At 45.6% G+C, this 18,051-nt stretch carries 12 protein-coding genes and 1 pseudogene; 3 read left to right on the forward strand and 10 right to left on the reverse strand.

The genetic code is table 11. From position 1 onward, the window contains the following. Window positions 1-82: 82 nt before the first annotated feature. Complete coding sequence (locus QBE55_01220; protein ID WZL78822.1) at window positions 83-280, reverse strand: hypothetical protein; 198 nt, start codon at window positions 278-280, stop codon at window positions 83-85. A 14-nt stretch (window positions 281-294) separates the two neighbouring features. After that, a complete protein-coding gene (locus QBE55_01225; protein WZL78823.1) occupies window positions 295-3,132 on the reverse strand; it encodes a family 78 glycoside hydrolase catalytic domain in 2,838 nt (945 codons plus the stop codon). A 704-nt stretch (window positions 3,133-3,836) separates the two neighbouring features. Here QBE55_01225 and QBE55_01230 point away from each other — a divergent pair. Next, window positions 3,837-4,454, forward strand: a pseudogene (locus QBE55_01230) (divergent polysaccharide deacetylase family protein). Window positions 4,455-4,543: 89 nt separating this feature from the next. On the opposite strand, the gene QBE55_01235 reads toward QBE55_01230, so the two are convergent. The 6 genes from QBE55_01235 to QBE55_01260 form a co-directional block, all read right to left on the reverse strand. Beyond that, a complete protein-coding gene (locus tag QBE55_01235; GenBank protein WZL78824.1) occupies window positions 4,544-5,359 on the reverse strand; it encodes a glycerophosphodiester phosphodiesterase family protein in 816 nt (271 codons plus the stop codon). Between the two features lie 39 nt (window positions 5,360-5,398). After that, window positions 5,399-7,783 carry an AraC family transcriptional regulator gene (locus QBE55_01240; GenBank protein WZL78825.1) on the reverse strand — a complete coding sequence of 795 codons (2,385 nt, stop codon included), beginning with the start codon at window positions 7,781-7,783 and terminating at the stop codon, window positions 5,399-5,401. A 79-nt stretch (window positions 7,784-7,862) separates the two neighbouring features. Continuing rightward, window positions 7,863-9,602 (reverse strand): extracellular solute-binding protein, encoded by a 1,740-nt coding sequence (locus QBE55_01245; GenBank protein WZL78826.1) that lies wholly within the window; start codon window positions 9,600-9,602, stop codon window positions 7,863-7,865. Window positions 9,603-9,671: 69 nt separating this feature from the next. Continuing rightward, a complete protein-coding gene (locus QBE55_01250; protein WZL78827.1) occupies window positions 9,672-10,568 on the reverse strand; it encodes a carbohydrate ABC transporter permease in 897 nt (298 codons plus the stop codon). A gap of 10 nt (window positions 10,569-10,578) precedes the next feature. Then, window positions 10,579-11,517, reverse strand: coding sequence for an ABC transporter permease subunit (locus tag QBE55_01255; protein ID WZL78828.1), 939 nt, complete (start codon window positions 11,515-11,517; stop codon window positions 10,579-10,581). Window positions 11,518-11,860: 343 nt separating this feature from the next. After that, window positions 11,861-12,445 carry a TetR/AcrR family transcriptional regulator gene (locus QBE55_01260; protein ID WZL78829.1) on the reverse strand — a complete coding sequence of 195 codons (585 nt, stop codon included), beginning with the start codon at window positions 12,443-12,445 and terminating at the stop codon, window positions 11,861-11,863. Between the two features lie 275 nt (window positions 12,446-12,720). Between QBE55_01260 and QBE55_01265 the strand changes: the two genes are divergently transcribed. Continuing rightward, a complete protein-coding gene (locus QBE55_01265; protein ID WZL78830.1) occupies window positions 12,721-14,646 on the forward strand; it encodes an FAD-dependent oxidoreductase in 1,926 nt (641 codons plus the stop codon). 482 nt (window positions 14,647-15,128) lie between these two features. On the opposite strand, the gene QBE55_01270 is transcribed toward QBE55_01265, so the two are convergent. Together QBE55_01270 and QBE55_01275 are read right to left on the reverse strand one after the other, a co-directional pair. After that, window positions 15,129-16,403, reverse strand: a complete 1,275-nt coding sequence (locus QBE55_01270; GenBank protein ID WZL78831.1) for an exonuclease domain-containing protein — start codon at window positions 16,401-16,403, stop codon at window positions 15,129-15,131. 177 nt (window positions 16,404-16,580) lie between these two features. After that, window positions 16,581-16,832, reverse strand: a complete 252-nt coding sequence (locus QBE55_01275; GenBank protein WZL78832.1) for a hypothetical protein — start codon at window positions 16,830-16,832, stop codon at window positions 16,581-16,583. A 480-nt stretch (window positions 16,833-17,312) separates the two neighbouring features. Between QBE55_01275 and QBE55_01280 the strand changes: the two genes are divergently transcribed. Further along, on the forward strand, window positions 17,313-17,762 hold the full coding sequence (locus QBE55_01280; GenBank protein WZL78833.1) for a hypothetical protein: 450 nt from the start codon (window positions 17,313-17,315) through the stop codon (window positions 17,760-17,762). The last annotated feature ends 289 nt before the right edge of the window (window positions 17,763-18,051 follow it).

An 18,051-nucleotide genomic window follows, 5' to 3' on the forward strand; every position in this document is an offset into this window, starting at 1 on the left:
AGTTTTAAGCCAATAGACAACAGATATTCCCAGAACTTCGTTGATGGGATAATTGATCGGTACCCTTCATTTGTCATGAAATTTATCCCATTGGTATTTCAACGGCCCTGTCATAAAAGGCAGCATGAGTGATACCGGGAATTTCTTTGAAAAAGATGAGATTAATATAATTTGAGATGTTTTTAATGAAAAAAGCTCTGATCACTTTGACGGAAGTGCCCGTCAGTGTATTGTTTGGCATAATTGCAGTACAGGCTGCTGTAGCCTCTTGTTTTTTCATCTGTATGGATATTTCTATGCTCCTCCGGAAATCTCCAGACTATGGGTACCGGATCCCAGCGAAACCATGAGATAGTCCCCGGTTCTGGAAGCTTCCACAGCTTGTCCATCCACAAGGAAGGATGAGCCGGCCCGATCCCCTGCCGGCAGGGAAACTTTTGCTTCCGTGTTCACCGGAATGGTTACTTTTGCAGCCAGCCCGTCCTTTTTCTGCCTGTAGGAAACCAGAATCGGTCCTTTTACGCCTGGCGCCTTTACCTTGGCTGATGGGATGCCGCCCGGCTGCAGCCTGATGGCAAACTTGTTAAATCCGGGGGTGATTGGAGCAATGCCGAACATGCCCTGCACAATGGCGCCTCCAGGAGATGAGCCCCAGGGATGAGACAGGGTCATGGCGGTTTTTTGCTTTTCTCCCCATGCCTCCGGGGTAATGGTCGCCTGTAAGTTATCCAGAACGGAAGCAAAAGTTTTGACGCCTTCCCCAACCTCAGGGTTGGTTAAAAGCTCCATTGCCTTCGTGCCGTTATTGGAAGAATATAAGCCTCTCAGGATGAAATAGGACATATAAATACTTCCTTTAAACTTCCCGTCGTTCCAGACATAGTCCGCCAGCCGGTCCGCCATTTCCTGAGAATCAAACACACCGTAAGCCAGTGCATATACAGACGGATAGACAGAGCAGTCTTCCGTTCGGACAGGCGTTCCATCAGCATTGAGGGAATCATAAAATTTTCCTTCCTGTTCATGATACATTTTACGGATCATGTTTACCCGGACCGTATCTGACAGGCCCTCGTATTTTTGCGCATCCGTCTCATGCCCGGTCACAGTCGCGATTTTGGAAAGGATAGAATAAATCCCAACGCATTCTGCATTCCATGGGGTATTGTAAACACCTTTCATAAACCCATCGCATGTACTGTTATCATAATCAATCAGGCCATTCCCGGTTACCAGACCCATTTCTTTCTGAAACGTTAGGATCTCTGCTTTCTTTACCAGTATGTCATAATTTTCCTTAAGGAAGTCCGGATTCCCTGTGTACAGATAATCCTGCCACGCTGCTTCTATGGAAAATAGTTTATAATCATCCGGCCAAATCTCATGATCCAGCAGATATCGGCTGGTATGCCGGGCAAGGGTATAATGATCGGAAACCGCATAACTCGTATTGGACTGGACCAATAAGTCCCCTTCATAGGCACGTCTCTCCCGGGCCTGCGAATCCGTGTACAGATCCTGATTGGTGGCTTCCATCGTGTACTTGCTGAGCTCATAGATACGATTCAGCAAAGCTGAAGCGTCCGTGCCGTCCGTTGCCTGAAAGCAGGAGGCATCCCGGTCAAAAGGCTGATGCATTGCCCGGCCCATAATTCCATTTTTCTCAATGGTTCCCCTGAACCCAATGATTTCAATATAGCGAAAGTTCTTCATGGTAACGGTTTCAAAAGAATTCAATCCCTGCTTCAATGTCCAGGTTTCTTCATATATCGGCCCTGCCAGCAATTCGTAGCGAACCGTACCATCTTCATTTCTCTGCTCACCCATACGAACCGTGATTCGCTGTTCTTTGGGACTGTTCAGGTTGACTTTCAACCCGCCGATAATTTCCTTGCCCAGATCGATCAGAATGCCATTTCTGTTTTGGGATACGGACTTTGCTGGTTCGTTCACAAGGGTGCGGATCGTGTTTTCCGAAGGATAGGGAGTCAGAACACGGCCGGTTTTCCCGCGGACCGCATCCGCAACCGGCTTCCCCCGATCTGCCTTTCCCCATAAGCTGTCATCAAAGTTCACTGTATTCCAGCCTGCCGGATAGCGTCGGACATCCATATCCTCTGCCGGCATTTGAAAATAGGACGTTCCTATGGTGCGTCCGGACCTGCCGAAAGCAGCCGTCCCGTCCAGTGCCTTCCAGTTTGAATCCTCCGTACCGCTGTTGGTCAGCACCTCCTTGCTGCCATCTGTATAAAATACCGTCAATTGCGTCAGAAATCCACGTTTCGAGCGGTCCCTGCCATAGGCAACTGCACTGATTACGTTGTCACTGCCTTCCTTCCACAGATCCGTGACATCAAAGGAATTATAGTAGGCCTGCGTATAATCTGATGAGCCGCCGTACTTCCCCACATTGCCAAAGTCCCGTGCAGGGCCTGTACCGACAGACTGCCCATTCACATACAAATCAAATATCTGGGATTTTTCCGACTCGGTATTCCGGGCCGCAGCACTCAAAATTGCTTTTTCCACTGCTTTATTCCCTGTACTCTTCAGCCGGGGACTGCGAAAGAACACAAAATTTCCGGATACTGGTTTTGCCAGGTCCCCGCTTTTCCTGGTATTTATATCATTTATGCCATTTATGTCTTTCCCAAATGGTGTATCTTTCCAGATATCGCTCAGACTCTTCCATCCGGATCCAATATCAGTCATAAAGGGCTGCGGCCTGGAGAAAGGGCTTTTGGCACCATTCCTGTCTTTTGTCTGTACCTGCCAATAGTACAGTTCATTATCCATCAATTTGCTTTCCAGGCCACTGACATGAACATAGGAACTCTCATCGGAAGAAATCCAATGGGTATCCAGAATATATTCCCTGCTTTCTCCCTGTTTCAGGGAATCGAATACAACAATACGATAAGCGGTCTGCACTTCGTTCGCATCCAAATCGTTTACAATCCATGAAAGCGCAGGATTTTTGGTGGAAAGTCCGTAAGCATTCTCCAGCATTTCTGTCCGCAGTCCGGATGGTTCGCGGGGCGGCGTATTTTCTTCCGATGAAGTTAAAATCCCAGTGCCAAATAAAGTAAACAGGATCAGAACCAATGCCAGAATCAAAGATAATCTTTTCATTTGCTGTAAACTTGCCGAACCCCCCTGTAAATCATGCGATATTGTCCTTGCACAATCTTCTCAAAGGCAATATGCATACCGATAGGAAAAACGGATGCGCAATCTCCTGCGCTTCACGCCATTGCACTCCCAATTATAGAGGAGATTCGACAGGATTTTTCCCCTGAATCATGGGAAAGTCGAAAAAAGTCATTTATTTATATATATCGGTTGTTCCATTGGAAAATTTACAAGGAACTTCCCTTTCTTATTTTGATACCGGATGGATGGATGGTGCAGGCAGAATCCATACAATGAAACGCAGCGGGATCAGGGCATGGGTTAATGCACATGAATCAGAATAAATCGGGCCGCACAGGAGTAGTAATAGGTAGAAGGAACGGCCCTGTGCAGGGGACAGCATATATAGAAAGGTGTATCGTATGAAAGAGCATAAAATAATTATAATCCAAAAAAAAACGGTTCAGGCCGTTTTGGCAGTTTTGCTGGGCATCCTTATCATGGCGGGGATACTGTATGCTGTATCCCATCATGAGGAATCATCGGCACATACACCCAAAAACGTGCATGGAGCAGTTACGGTAAATGATCCGGAACATAACGAAGCAGCAGACCGCACTGATAGGAAGGACAGCCCGCCTCCCACTGCAAAACTTGCCATTATTATAGATGATATTGGCTCCACCGATTCGGGCCTGGATAAGATGCTGGCCATCAAGGAACATCTGACCTTTGCTGTCATGCCTTTTCTGGAAAACACTGAAAGAGATGCCGTGAATGCCTATGAAAACGGTATCGAGGTTATCGTCCATTTACCTATGGAAGCGAATGGAGGAAAAATAAGCTGAGTAGGGCCAAGACCAATCATATCCGGGATGACAGGCGATGAAATAAAGAAACTCACCGCCGAGGCAATCAGCAGCGTTCCCTATGCGGTAGGGGCCAATATACATATGGGATCGAGGGCAAGCAGCGATAAATCTGTCATGTCGGCTGTATTGGACGTTTTAAAGAAAAAGAACATGTACTTTGTGGACAGCCGCACAACAAGGCACCCCATTGGAAAGGAGGTTGCCGACGAACAGGGCGTATTGTGCTATGACAGGGATGTGTTCCTGGATGGGAAGCAGCCCAAAAGCTTTGTGGTGAAACGTCTGAAGCAGGCCGGGGAAATTGCCCTGAAGAAGGGATTTGCCGTTGCAATCGGCCATGCAGGTATTGAAGGCGGGGATGTCACGGCTGAAGCGATCACTGACATGCTGCCCGAGTTCGGGGAGGAGAATATCCAGCTGGTTTTTGTTTCGGAATTGGATCAGCGATAAAGAGGAGAGCCTGCCCGACAGATCATTCCTGAGTTCCACCCGGTATACATACTTCTCTGAAGAGGAAGAATGCAGATGACATGCTGCATTTATTTTCTGAGATAGCATGACAAAAGCATTGGCCAGTCCGTCTGAATTACATCAAATCCATAACGGACCAGCCATCCCCAGCCGTCCTCCGGATCCTGAAACATGGAAATCCGGTCATCGTGACCCCCACCCAGCTTTTGCGTATCGTCCAGATTGATGGAATTTGCCCATAATATCCATCCTCTGTCATGCGCCTTCCGGATGTTTGCCTCCTGCAGCAGCGAACTGTTCTCTTCCTGGAAAACCATCTCCATGCCAATCACGCGGCAATTCAGCGGAAAAGCCCGATCGACGTCTTCCTGCCTTGACACAATGGGCATATACATATATTTCGAGCCGATCGATTGCATCACTTCCGTTTCCTTTGGGGAGGAATGTCCTTTCAGGATGATCTGATCCTGCATCTGAAAACGGTCCAGGTGTGGAATCAGCTCTTCAAAGAAGCCCCAGCTTCTGTCAATGTTAATCAGGCATCGTCCCTTGAACTGTTCCAGTACATCATCCAGCCGGTTGACCTTTTGCCTGGTTGGATAATGGATACAGTTATGCAGGGAAAAGCTCAGGATTTGCCCGGAATCCAATGTATTCAGACGCTGGGAGGTACCCAGCAGAGCAGGTTCCTGATCCGTATGAAACAAAAAATATTTACCGTCCGTGGAACGGACCACATCCATTTCCAGAATATCGGCGCCCTGAAGCAGGGCATTTTCAAAAGCAGGAATGGTATTCTGAATGACATTCCCCCCGCTGCATCCCCGATGGGATGCAATCAGTACATTTTTCTTCTCCCTGGCAACCTTAATTTTTGCGATCATAAATCCTTCTTCTTTCTCAGCCTGAAAGCTGTTTTATTCTCAGTCACCCAGTTTTTCACTGCTCAACACTGCTCCGCTCCTGTCCTCCCTGCTGCCTTTTTTCCGATAGGCAGAAGGGCTGAATCCCATGACACGCTTATATGCCCGGCCGAATGAGTTGGATGAAGTATAACCGACGGCCTGTGCAATCCCGCTTATGGAACTTTCCCCTTTATCCAGCAGCTCGTTGGCCTTTTTAATCCTGAGGAGCTCCAGATAAGTTGAAAAATTACTCGCAAACCACTCTTTGATGAAAACAGAAAGATAACTTTCCGTCATATGAAACTCTGTGGAAAGTGAGGTAAGGCTAAGGGAACTGTCGGTAAAATTTTCCTGGAGGTACAAACGTAGATCCCGATAAAGTAAACTTTGCTGTTTGTTAATTTTTTCCCTGGCATCCCGGCACAGAGTGTGGCATGTCTCCCTTAAAAACTGAAAAAATTCCGTGTCCGGGACAGCATCTGCATGATAATAGATTTCCTCATCTTCAGGGGAAGGCACATAGCCTGCACGGACCATGGTTTCCAGCATCTTGTAATACAGGACTTTTTTCATAAAGGAACTGACATTTCCCGTGATAAAATGATCCCGGTGGATCTGATCCAACAACTGCGCCACATCCCGTTCATTGCCAACAGATATTAAATTCAGCAGCTTTTCCTCCTGAAAAGAGGAATAAGACAGGGAAGCCATGGAAGAGGGGAAGTCTATGTATTCCAGAATATATCGCTTTCCCTGCTTATTTTCCGAGAGCATTACCTGCTGTGCCTGGAAAAAGGATTCCGGGACATTTTGCAGCTTTTTCTGGGGAAGTCCAAGGTAAAAGAACGGATCGGCGCCACAGGTACTTTTTATATGGGAATAGAGATGATAGTACACTTCCAGCGCATCCGGATCCTGTTTCCTTTTTTCCGGAATCTCCTGGTGCATGATTTCAAGAAGAGCAAAAATGTTCGGCCCGGGAACTTCGATCCAGACAAATTGACGATTGAGTTTCAGATCCCGCAGGGCAGCGTTTAAAACATTTTCGGCATCTCCCAAACTCTGGATATCCTCAAAAAGGCGAACATAAACTCCACGGAACAGTACGGTATCTCCTATACAGAAAACATCCCCCATGCAGGAAATGTGATAGGAAGAAAGAAAGTCCGAGGTCTCTTCCATCGTCATGGGCTCACCGCTCAAAAGCTTTGAAGCCATTATTTTTTTCAGGCGCTCACTGCTTGCCGCTACATTCTGTTCCAGCTCTCTATTTTTGCTGTAAATGTGGGTCATGGCATTGTCAATTGCCCATAAACCGTTACGGATGGCTGAATTCTGCGGAAAATGCAACAGAGAGGGATCTATTTCAGGAATCCGGTTTACAATTTTACGGAGAGGGCGCTGATTACAATAATAAAGGAAGACAGAAATCATGATTCCTGCCAGAAACAATGCAGCAAGCACCAAAATGACAACCTTCAACACCTCATTTGCCTGCTGGTTGAATACCTTGTCAGGAACAGCGCCTACCAGGATCATGCCATGATCGCCTATATGATATTGATACATTACAAAACCATTATACTGCAGGGTATGGGAAGAGCCGGCACTTTCAAGGGCATTTTCCAAGTCTTCCGAAATGCCCCCGCCATCATGCTGAATGGATTCCTTATCCTTTTTCAGAGAGCAAAGAGGGACCCCTTCCTGATTCAATATCCAGACATTGGATGCCCCTGTGGAAAAAATGGGAGAAAGAAGCTTTTTTATTCCACTCTCCCCGATAAAAAATACGGTTTGTCCCAGTTCCTCCGTACTTTTCAGGTCCAGGAAAGGAATCCGATATATCAAGGAATAATCCTGATTCGACCCCAAAGCAACCCATTCGGAAGGCAAAACCTGCTTCCTGTAACTTATGGGGAAAACGGTCTTTATCCAATCCTCAAAATCTGCATCTCCATATTGAAAATAGCTTCCATAATAGAGCTTAAGCTTAAAAAACGCTTTGTTATGGGAAAGTATCAAATGGTTGAACCGGCTGTATATCATATAGTCATCAATCAGTCCGTTGGTATCGGGAACCCTGGAAAGGGATAACTCCGCAATATCGGGAACCACTCCGGATATATCGGTCAGGGGATCCATGCAGGTATTCAGGGTTTCCACCATATTCAGGGTATCGGCAAAATCATCCGCTGCGCAAAGGCTCCGTTCCAGATCTTCGGATGCCGTCCTGATCATCTGGTAATTATACTCATCCAGCTGTCTGGAATTGTTTTCAAGCACGAGCAGATAGATGCTGATACCCATGACTGCGGGAATCAGCAGCATGGAAAACCAGGAAACAGTAAATTTCAGTAAGGAAGGATTTTTCAGATGAAAGTCTTTTTTAATATGATAACCCATAGGTTCCCCCTCTTTCATCATAACAGGATAGACCATTTTCATGCAATGGTCTATCCCCATTTAACCTTTTTTAAAAAAATTATTTTGCCCCGTAATATTTCCTCAATACCGTCAGGTAGTCTTTCAGACCCATATCCTTTAATTCTTTCAGGTAAGCATCCCAGTCCTTATCCAGGCTGCGGGTTCCCAGAATAAACTCCGTGTTTGCCCTTTTGATATAGTCGTTGAAAAGCCCGGAGTCTTCCGTCATCTTCGAGATCGTTTCCTTATCACTCCATACAATAGATGGAATATTCAGGGACTGATAATAAGACTCATACATCCTGGCTGCCTGCATCAGAATAAAGGTATTGTTGGTGTTATAGGTGGATTCGTCGTCCGTTACCGCATAACGAATCTTTTCACTGTCCACTTTCGGCACCATGTTCTCACCAAAGCGGAAATTATCACTGTAGGAATTCTGAAGAACCTTGACAGACTGATCCGCTCCGGAAAATGCGGGCTTATCCACCATTTCATAGTTCACGCCCTTTTTCATTCCATATGCATTGGCAAAGGTCCCTTCTTCTCCCGTCCAATAATCCAGCCATTTCATGGCCACCTCCGGGTATTTGCACTGTGAGGAAATGGCAGAGCAAAGCCGGAACACGATTCCGTTGTCCGGCACAGCCTGATGACCGGATGGTCCCTTCAGCGGACCAATGGGAACATAATCCGTCCAATTCAGGACGCCTGTGTCAATAAATCTGCCCTGGAAAAAGGAAGGCACGGCTCCCACCAGAAAATCCTCTCCCTTTTTCTTATTGACAAGAGCTTTCAGGGAATCGCCATCCTGGGTATAGGTCTCTTCTGCGTAAAACAATCCTTCTTGATACAAATCATTCAGATAACGAAGTCCTTCCTTCCAGTCATCAGTGATGGGGGCAAATACCAGCTTGCCACTGTCATCGATATAGTAATAATTATCTCCTGTCATCTGGAAGCTGTCCATAATATACGGAACAGGATCCCCTTCTGCGCCAAAGGAGATCATAGGGATTTCGTCCTTTTTCCCATTGCCGTTCAAGTCCTTGTCCCGAATCTGAATCAGATAATCTCTGAATTCCCCTGTTGTTTCAGGAACCTTGCCGCCAAGCTTCTGAAGCCAGTCATTATAAAGAAACATCTTATGGGTGTTCCTCATATGAACGCCGACATCCGTTTCCATCAGGGTATAGATATTCCCGTCATGGGAGGTTAAATATTCCTTATATTCCGGGTTTTCCTCCAGTACCTTTTTGGTATTGGTTCCCTGGGATTCGATCAGATCGTTAAGCGGCAGTAAAATTTTACTTTCCGTTGCCGTCTGAACCTGTTCCGGGGTTAAATTGGTCAGATACATATCGGGATATTCCCCACCGGCAAAAGAAAGATTCAGTTGAGTGGAATATTCTTCTCCAGGCACAAACGTCCATTTGATATGTACTCCGGTTTTCTTCTCATACTCTGTTATCATGGTGTTTGTCTTCGGATCGGAAATATGTTCCCTTTTGCCGGTCCATGCGGTAAGTGTCACCGGATTGGTTACAATGGGAAATTCATTGGGATCGGAAACCTTGATTTCTTTTCCGGATGAAGCCTTGCTGCCGGAAGCTGATTCAGTGGCAGAATTTGGCTTGCCGTTGGAATCCGAGGGCTTCTGTGACTTACCGGAACAGCCTGTGATCAGAATAGCAAGGCACAGAGCTGAAATAAGAGCTGCTGCTTTCTTCTTCTTCATAACTTTCTTATTCATAACTTTCTTATTCATAACTTTCTTATTCATAACTTTCTTATTCATAATTTACCCCCTCTTTTTTGCATATACTTTTGGACTCCGGACATTTATCTGCGCGGCAACGCGTCGCACTCAGCCCTTAACTGCGCCAATCATCACTCCTTTTACAAAATACTTCTGGACAAATGGATAGATTAGCAGGACAGGGAGCGAAGACACAATAATAACGGAATATTTCATCAGATTCTGCCGTTCCTGTAATGCCATGCTGGTATCCAGATCCATAAATTCCAGTTTGGCGGAATTGGTAATCAAAATTTCACGTAAAATAATGGACAGCGGAAACTTTTTACGGTCCGTAAGATAGATCAGGGCTGAGAAATACGAGTTCCAGTTCCCCACCGCGTAAAATAATCCGATTACTGCCAGAATCGCCCCTGAAAGTGGGAGTACAATGGAAAACAGAAACTGTATGTTTCCGCAGCCGTCCAGTTGTGCGGAATCCCAGAGCTCGTCCGGAATTTGCGTCTGAAAGTAAGTCCGCATTACGATCATGTTATAAACGGACATGGATCCCGGAAGAATAATAGCCCACATGCTATTCAGCATTCCCAGTCTGCGGACCGTCAGAAATGTGGGAATCAGCCCACCGCTGAAATACATGGTAATCATGCAAAGCGTCATCATAAAATTGCGCATGGCAAAATCCCTGCGTGATAGGGGATAGGCACAGCAAACAGTTAAGGTAAGGGAAAGCAGAGTGCCTGCCGCCATGTAAATCAGGGAATTGACGTATCCGGTCCAGATATCCTTATATTCAAACACCGCCCGATAGCCGGCCAGGGAAAATTTCCCCGGCAGCAGGGAAAGTCCCATCACCGTGGTATCTGCCGAAAATGAAGCGGATACAATAAATAGAAGCGGATACAGCAGGATAATAAATATCATGATCAATAAAAAACCATTTACAACACAAAAGATTCGATCCCCTGATCCGTAGTTCTGATATTTTTTTGAATTTGTCATCATGGTTTCCCCCTTACCAAAGACTGCTTTCCGTCAATGCCTTTGTTACCCTGTTTACAAGCAACAGCATGACAATATTCAACAGGGAAACGAACAGATCGATAGCTGCACCCATGGAGTATTGAGGCATCGTGCTTGCAATACCCTGCTTGTATACATAGGTACTGATTACCTCAGAAACCTTCAGGTTCAGATTATTCTGCATCAGATATATTTTTTCATAGCCTACATTGAAGATACTCCCACAACCCATGATAAACGTGATGGCCACCGTTGGCAGGATACCGGGCAGGTCAACATGCCAGATTCGCTTCAATATCCCGGCACCATCCACAATAGCAGCCTCATGCAGCTCAGGTGAAACCCCGGAAAGGGCAGAAATATAAATGATGGAGTTGTAGCCAATTCCCTGCCATATGCCGGACCACACGTATATATGAGAAAAATATCCCGGTTTTGACATAAACTCGATGGGGTTCCCTCCAAAAAGCTGAATGACCTGATTGATCACACCAGTCTGTTTATTCAGAAACTGCATGATGATTCCCACCATAACCACAGTGGAAATGAAGTGTGGGATATAGCTTACCACCTGGATTGTTTTCTTAAAAGCCGCTGATCTCATATAATTCAGCATCAGTGCAAAGATAATGGGAATTGGGAATACTGCAAGACTGTATAAATTCAAAACCAGTGTATTTCTCATTATTTCCCAAAAAGAATAGTAGGAAATAAACTTCTTTACATACTTTAATCCAACCCAGGGACTTGCGGTAATGGACCTGGCCGGCGAATAATCCCGAAAAGCAATCTGTACTCCATAAATAGGAATGTATTTGAAGATGATAAGATATACCAACGGTAATATAATCATAATATAAAGTCCGGGATTGGAGCGGATATTGTGTAGATATTTTTGCAGCAAAGCCGGCTGGGCTTCTTTTTTCTGCATGGTAAAACCTCCTTTCAGTATGTCTGCCTGTTTTACTCACATTCATTATAGGTATCCCCTTTGAAAAATCAATCTTCAATTCTTTATAAGACTGCAATATTTTAGATTTTCATAGAAAAGTACAATAGAAAAAACCACCGGACAGAAAGAACATGATCTGACCATAGTGGTTTTCCAATGGTGGCCTGCGCGTCATATCCAGAAAGGCCTGCCATGCAGATGGTGACAGGCTGATCCTTTGAAAACAGCAAATTTATGGTTAATTGAAATAGCCCCTTGCCTCCTCCAAGGGTGAAGTACAATGAAAACTGCAAACTTATTGCCCCGCTCAAAGAGACAGCCTTTATATTCTTACGATATCCAAAATGGCTTCGATATCAGGCCTCTCGTTGATATCAGGATGCTGATACATGATCTGCACAGTATATCCGATCAAGGTGTGCCAGAATATATCTCCCATCTCCTCTGGATTTCCCGGCCGGAACTCTCCTGCATCCTGTCCTTTTTTTATCAAAGGGCCAAAAAACTTCTGGCCATACTGGTTCAGAAAATAATTCTCCTCCTCATCCATGCCCAGATCCCCATTGATATATCCCATTATCAGAACACGTAACGGGGGTTGATAACCCGTCACTTCATACTCCAAAAGTAGCCTGGCAGCAAATAAGCGCAAAGATTCGACAGCTGTCGGCATTGTATAGACTTCTTTCTCACATTGATGAACAATATCCCGGTAAGCAAGCAGGAGATCTTTTTTTGTATCAAAATATTTATACACCAATCCCTTGCTGATCCCCGCAAGATCAGCAATCTCAGCAATTGTGGTATTGGCATAGCCTTTTTTGTCAAACAGCTTCAGAGAGGCATCCAAGATCTGCTTCTTTCGTAGTCGCGCAATTTTTTCTCTTTTTTCAATAGACATGGTCATAGCCGATACCTCATTCCGTTTATTTGCTATCAACATTATTTCATAAATATACCGAAAAGTAAATCAACGACGAAAACAGTCCCTTGTCAGGCCTTGATCACAGGGTAAATTCCAACAGCTGGCGAAGGATATAAGGCATAAATAACCAGCGATTCATCATTGACTTGCCGGTCACCTTTTGATATAATTGTTATAAATTTGACAAGCATAAATACATGCTTTCCCTGCTGTGCCTTTGTCAAATGAAAGCAATCAAATTGAAGGAGGAAGTGTCTATGCCATTCAAAACCTTATTGTCCCCAATCAGGATTGGCAGTATGGAGGTAAAGAACCGCTTTGTCGTTCCGCCCATGGGTACCTGCTTTGCCAACCAGGATGCTACGGTATCCCAGCGAATGATCGACTATTATTCCGCACGCGCCAAAGGCGGCTTCGGACTGATTACCATTGAGGTCACCGCCGTCGCTCCGGAAGGAGAAGCAATTAAAACAGAACCTGGTTTATGGGATGATAAATTTATTCCTCAATACAGGAAACTGATTGATGCCTGTCACAAATATGGAGCAAAGGTTTCCGTCCAGCTGCATCATGCAGGAAGACAAACGAATACAGGAATCATGGGCGAACAGCCTGTTTCTTCCTCGCCGTTGCCCTGCCCGATCTGTGCAGAAATCCCCCGGGAATTAACGACGGAGGAAGTTTATACACAGATACAAAACTTCATTGATGCTGCGCAAAGGGCCCGTGAGGCGGGCGCAGATGCCGTTGAAATTCACGGTGCCCACGGCTATCTGGTTGCTCAGTTTATGTCTCCCTATTCCAACAAGCGCACCGATGAGTTTGGCGGCACCTTTATCAACCGAATGCGCTTCCCCACTCTGATCATCAAAGGCATCCGGGAACAGGTGGATGCAAACTTCCCCATTATCTTCCGTATCAGCGGTGATGAAAAAATCACCGGAGGAAGAACCATAGCCGAAACCCGGGCCATTGCTAGGTTGTTTGAGGAGTTGGGCGTAAATGCCATGCACGTCACAGCCAGCGTATACGGCAGCAGTCAATGGCTTTGGGCTCCAACCGAAATCAAAGCCGGTTACATTGCGGAACTTGCCGGAGAAGTGAAAAAGTCCGTATCCATACCGGTCATTACCGTAGGGCGTTATACGGATCCTTTTATTGCCGAAGATGTATTGCTGACAGGAAAAGCCGACATGGTCTCCTTTGGAAGACAGTCCATCGCCGATCCTGAGATGCCCAACAAAGTAGCCGGAGGCAACCTGGAGGAAATCGCTCCCTGCATTGCCTGTCATCAGGGCTGTGCAGGAAACATCTTTGATGGCAAGCCTTTGACCTGCCTGGTCAATCCCCTTGCCGGCAAGGAAGGTACGCGCAAGGTGAAACCGGTATCCAGGTCCAAACGAGTCATGGTGGTCGGCGGCGGACCCGGCGGTCTGGAAGCAGCGTGGATTATGGCGAAGCGCGGACATCAGGTAAGCCTGTACGAAAAGCAAAGTGTATTGGGAGGACAGTTCCGCATTGGTGCAATTGCTCCCGGAAAGGGCGAGCTGACTGCACCGATAGCATACTACCGGCACATGTGTGAGAAATACGGCGTAGTAATTCACTTGAATACGGAAGTTACCGCAGAAATGGTCAAAGCTGAAAAACCCGATGCTGTGGTCCTGGCTACAGGCGGTAAACCTCTGGTTCCCAATATACCCGGTATCGACAATCCAAGGTATGCTCATGCGGTGGATGTTCTCCAGGGTAAAGTTGAAATGGGCAAAAAAGTCCTGATTGTCGGAGGCGGCAGTGTTGGCGTAGAGGTAGCTGATTTCCTGGGCCAGTATGGACGGCATATGACCATTGTCGAAATGAAGGACGAAATTATGGAAGATATGCATTATGTTCATAAAGTCGGAATAAGGGAACGTCTGGATAAGAACAAGGTGGAAATCATTACCGCTGCCAAAGTACGTAAGTTCTCAGATAACACGGTTCTGATTGAAAAGGATGGAAAGCAAACCGAATTAACGGGCTTTGACAACATCATTTTAGCTATGGGCGTTGTTCCCTATAATCCTCTTGAAGAACAGCTCCATGGCATGGTTCCGGAGATTTACACCATCGGCGACGCCAGCAAAGCACGGGATGCGCTGGCTGCTACAGAAGAAGCTTCGAGCCTTGCAGTTAGAATTTAATTGTTGATTTCACGTCCACACCTGTTTTACGGTATGTGATCACAGCACAATAAAGCCATAAAAATCTCCTTCCATTCCGGGAAGGAGATTTTTATAGTTAAGATCTTTATGATTCATAGGTCTGAATGGCCTTGAGAAAGGACTCATAAGGATTGCGGTAACTTATATCCCTGTATACCGGGCGGGAGATAAACGGTTTCACACAGGGACGGCATAATATATACCAGTTCTACCAGTGCATTCCTGCGAGAGGAGTGACCACTTCCCGTGCGATCAACGAAATATCCTACGATGTGGGGATCGGCAGCGTTCTTTTTTGAAATTATCTGATTCTCAAGTCACTGATTGTCAAGTCCGGCACAAAGTCCCGCGTCAGCATATAATTTTCTTTAGACTTTTTCCCGTAAATTAGGGGGAAACAACTGGCTTAGCTTACGGCGATCTGTGTCATCAAATCATCCTCACTGATAATCTGGATGTTCTTACCCTTCCTGCGCCTTAGCAATTTTACCACCGACATTGCCATACTTCCATGCTTCGCAGCCAAGGCTCCCGACAAACAGATAGTCCACCTTCGCGGATACTCCCGATTTCTTGATGCTGCCCTTTTCTGTCAGAAGTTTTTCCATCTCTGCTCTCGATCCGGTCTTGAAATCCCCCGTAAGACAGAATGATTTTCCTTCCAGATTGAAACTGCTGCTTTCCTTAACCGGATTCAGAACTTCATCAATCTCAGACATGAGCTCAACATTTTCTTCGTCACTGAGCTTTCCGTCTTCCAGGATTCTCGTTACAACGCTGAGAATCTTGTCATAAGGATAAACGCCTGCAAGATAATCATTGGATCTCAGCCATTGTTGCAGATCATCAGCCTCTGCCTGATTAATCACCTGATTGGCTGTTATTCCCTTAAGGATGCCATCGAGAACCTGAATTCCAAGCGTGGTTTCATTATACATTTTGGAATGATCTATGCATTCGGCAATCGTCATAAGCTCTCTACTCTCATAATCCGTTACAAGACCGTCTTCCAGAATAACGTTCAATTCAGTGATAATGTGATCAAACAGAGCATACCCCCTATATTTGGAATTCTCATCGATCCATTTCTGTAAAAAGCCGATTTCTTTTTCATCAACAACTCCATCAGCAGTAATACCCTCGATGATTCCGTGAAGGTCGTTAATGTTCGATGCTAACTTCAGATCAGGATTTTTCCTCACCCTGTGCTTATATTGGAACGTCTTCGGTTGAACGTTATCCAGGCCATACGTTTCAATCAAGTAACGGAATAATTGATCTGCTGCTTCTGCATCCTCCAGCGCATGATGCTGTTGATATTCATACCCGATTTTTTCTGCAAGTGAGCCGAGTTTATAAGAAGGCTCGCACATTAGCTTCTGACTCAGCCGTAATGTGCAGATATATTGAAACTCCGGAACCGGAATTTCATACCTATCAAGTGCCTTTGAAATGACGTTTAAGTCATACTGGATATTATGTCCAACAATTGGAACTCTGGTAACAATATCCCTGATCTGCTCCCAATACACCGGAAAGGTAGGGGAATAGAGCACCATACTCTCCGTGATTCCAGTTATCGCAGAATTATTCCTGTCAAACCTGTCTTCCGGGTTTATCAAAGAATACCTGCGATCTGCAATCTCTCCATTTCTGATAGTGAGCAGCCCAATAGCGCAGATGGAATTACCTCTGCTGTTCGGACTTTCAATATCAAGGACTATATAATCCATCATGACTTTACCTCCATTCCAAGCATCTGAAATGATGCTTTTTTTGTTTATTTTCGCATAGGCAAAGGTTGCTTTATAGAGTTCGCACTTTCCATTATAAAGGAGATCCGATAGACTTTTTCCCTTAAATTACGGGAAAACAAGATTCGCAAATTATTTCAGCCCGGTCTTCATTCAGCATCAGGATTCATTCTTAAACTCATGCTCTTCCAGGTACTCCCAAAGTTTCCCTCTCTGTTTATATGCCGGGATGTCCGTGTCAAAATCCGGAGAAATCACTTTGAATGTATTGTCCTGGCGCTGCAGCTCATATTCCTTCTGCTGAAACTCACGCAGTGCATTGATATCAAGATCATCAATCAGGACTGCACTGTTCTGTCGGCCTTTCGTTTTGATGATATCCCATTTTTCTGTACGGGAAGGGGACAACACGTGAACCAGACATTTCTCCAATAAAACAAATGATAAGAATTTCCTTCACTGAGAGCAAATTGATATCCTGCTATTGCCCGTTTTTCTTCCGGAGACTAGTTCACTTTCTGATGATATGCAACATGTGCATATTTATAGTTTTCCTGACAGAAAGGTGTGCCAGCCAACTGATATTCCAAAGCGTGTAAAAGCCTGTATCAATGATGATGCTTACCATATTTTTAACTGCTGTGGAATTTTAACCACTGTAGGACAAACGGAAAGTCCAGATAAGAGGCATACGTAATGAAATCCGAAGGTTGGATATGGACCATCCAAGTCAAGCAAAAGGAAGCGGCGGACTCTCCGGAAAAGAACACGCCACTTCCTTCAGGCGACAATTGCCGTTTGGCACTTGCAGCGTAAATACACTATATCATGCGCGGGCAACTCCATTCAAGGCATCGGATAGACAGACAATGACAAGGAGGAGAAGATTTCATGTCGATTATCGAAGAATTATACTACAACAATCTCGAGGACGCCATAAAATGTGGTGAGGATTCTCAATCTACCCGGGCAGACCAGCTGGAAAGCAGATGCTCGAAAAACCTAGAGGCAACTCTGAACGATTCCGAAAAGGAACTATTCGTAAAATACTGTGACGCCCATGCAGACACGGAAGAAATCACCCGTAACCATGCCTTCACTTACGCCCTGAAGTTCGGCATTCTTCTTATGGCAAAGGCCTTTACAGGCAGAAAGGATATTACCGGGGAAAGGAGTGATCCGGAGAAATCCATTCTGCGCAGACTCTTTAATGAGGACGCCAATCCAGCCGAGGACATTATGTCGGAGGATCCCCGCTATCGTAAAGTCTACCGCGAAATTGGCGAAAAAAAAAAGCCAATTGGAAGAGAAACTCCCTCCCGAGGAGCAAAAGCAACTTAAGAGCCTAGCGAGCCTCTATCTGGAGGCGTTACATCTGGATGGCTCTGCATGTTTCTCCCATGGGTTCAGCCTGGGTGCCTCTCTGGTCTCCGAAGCTTTGGCCGAAGCAGACAAACTGATGCGCAAAAATTATTAACCCACAGTCCCTGCGGATACCGGCCTTTTCGGCGGTATCCGCTCTTATCTGCCGGTCGGCCGAATGCCAATAAATCTGTCCGACCTTTGTCCGCTTTCAAACCGCCAAATGTTTTTCAGAAGTCTGCAAACAAGTCTGCGGACGCAGGCCCGC

This window comes from Eubacteriales bacterium mix99, assembly GCA_038396605.1.
Lineage (GTDB): Bacteria > Bacillota > Clostridia > Caldicoprobacterales > DTU083 > UBA4874.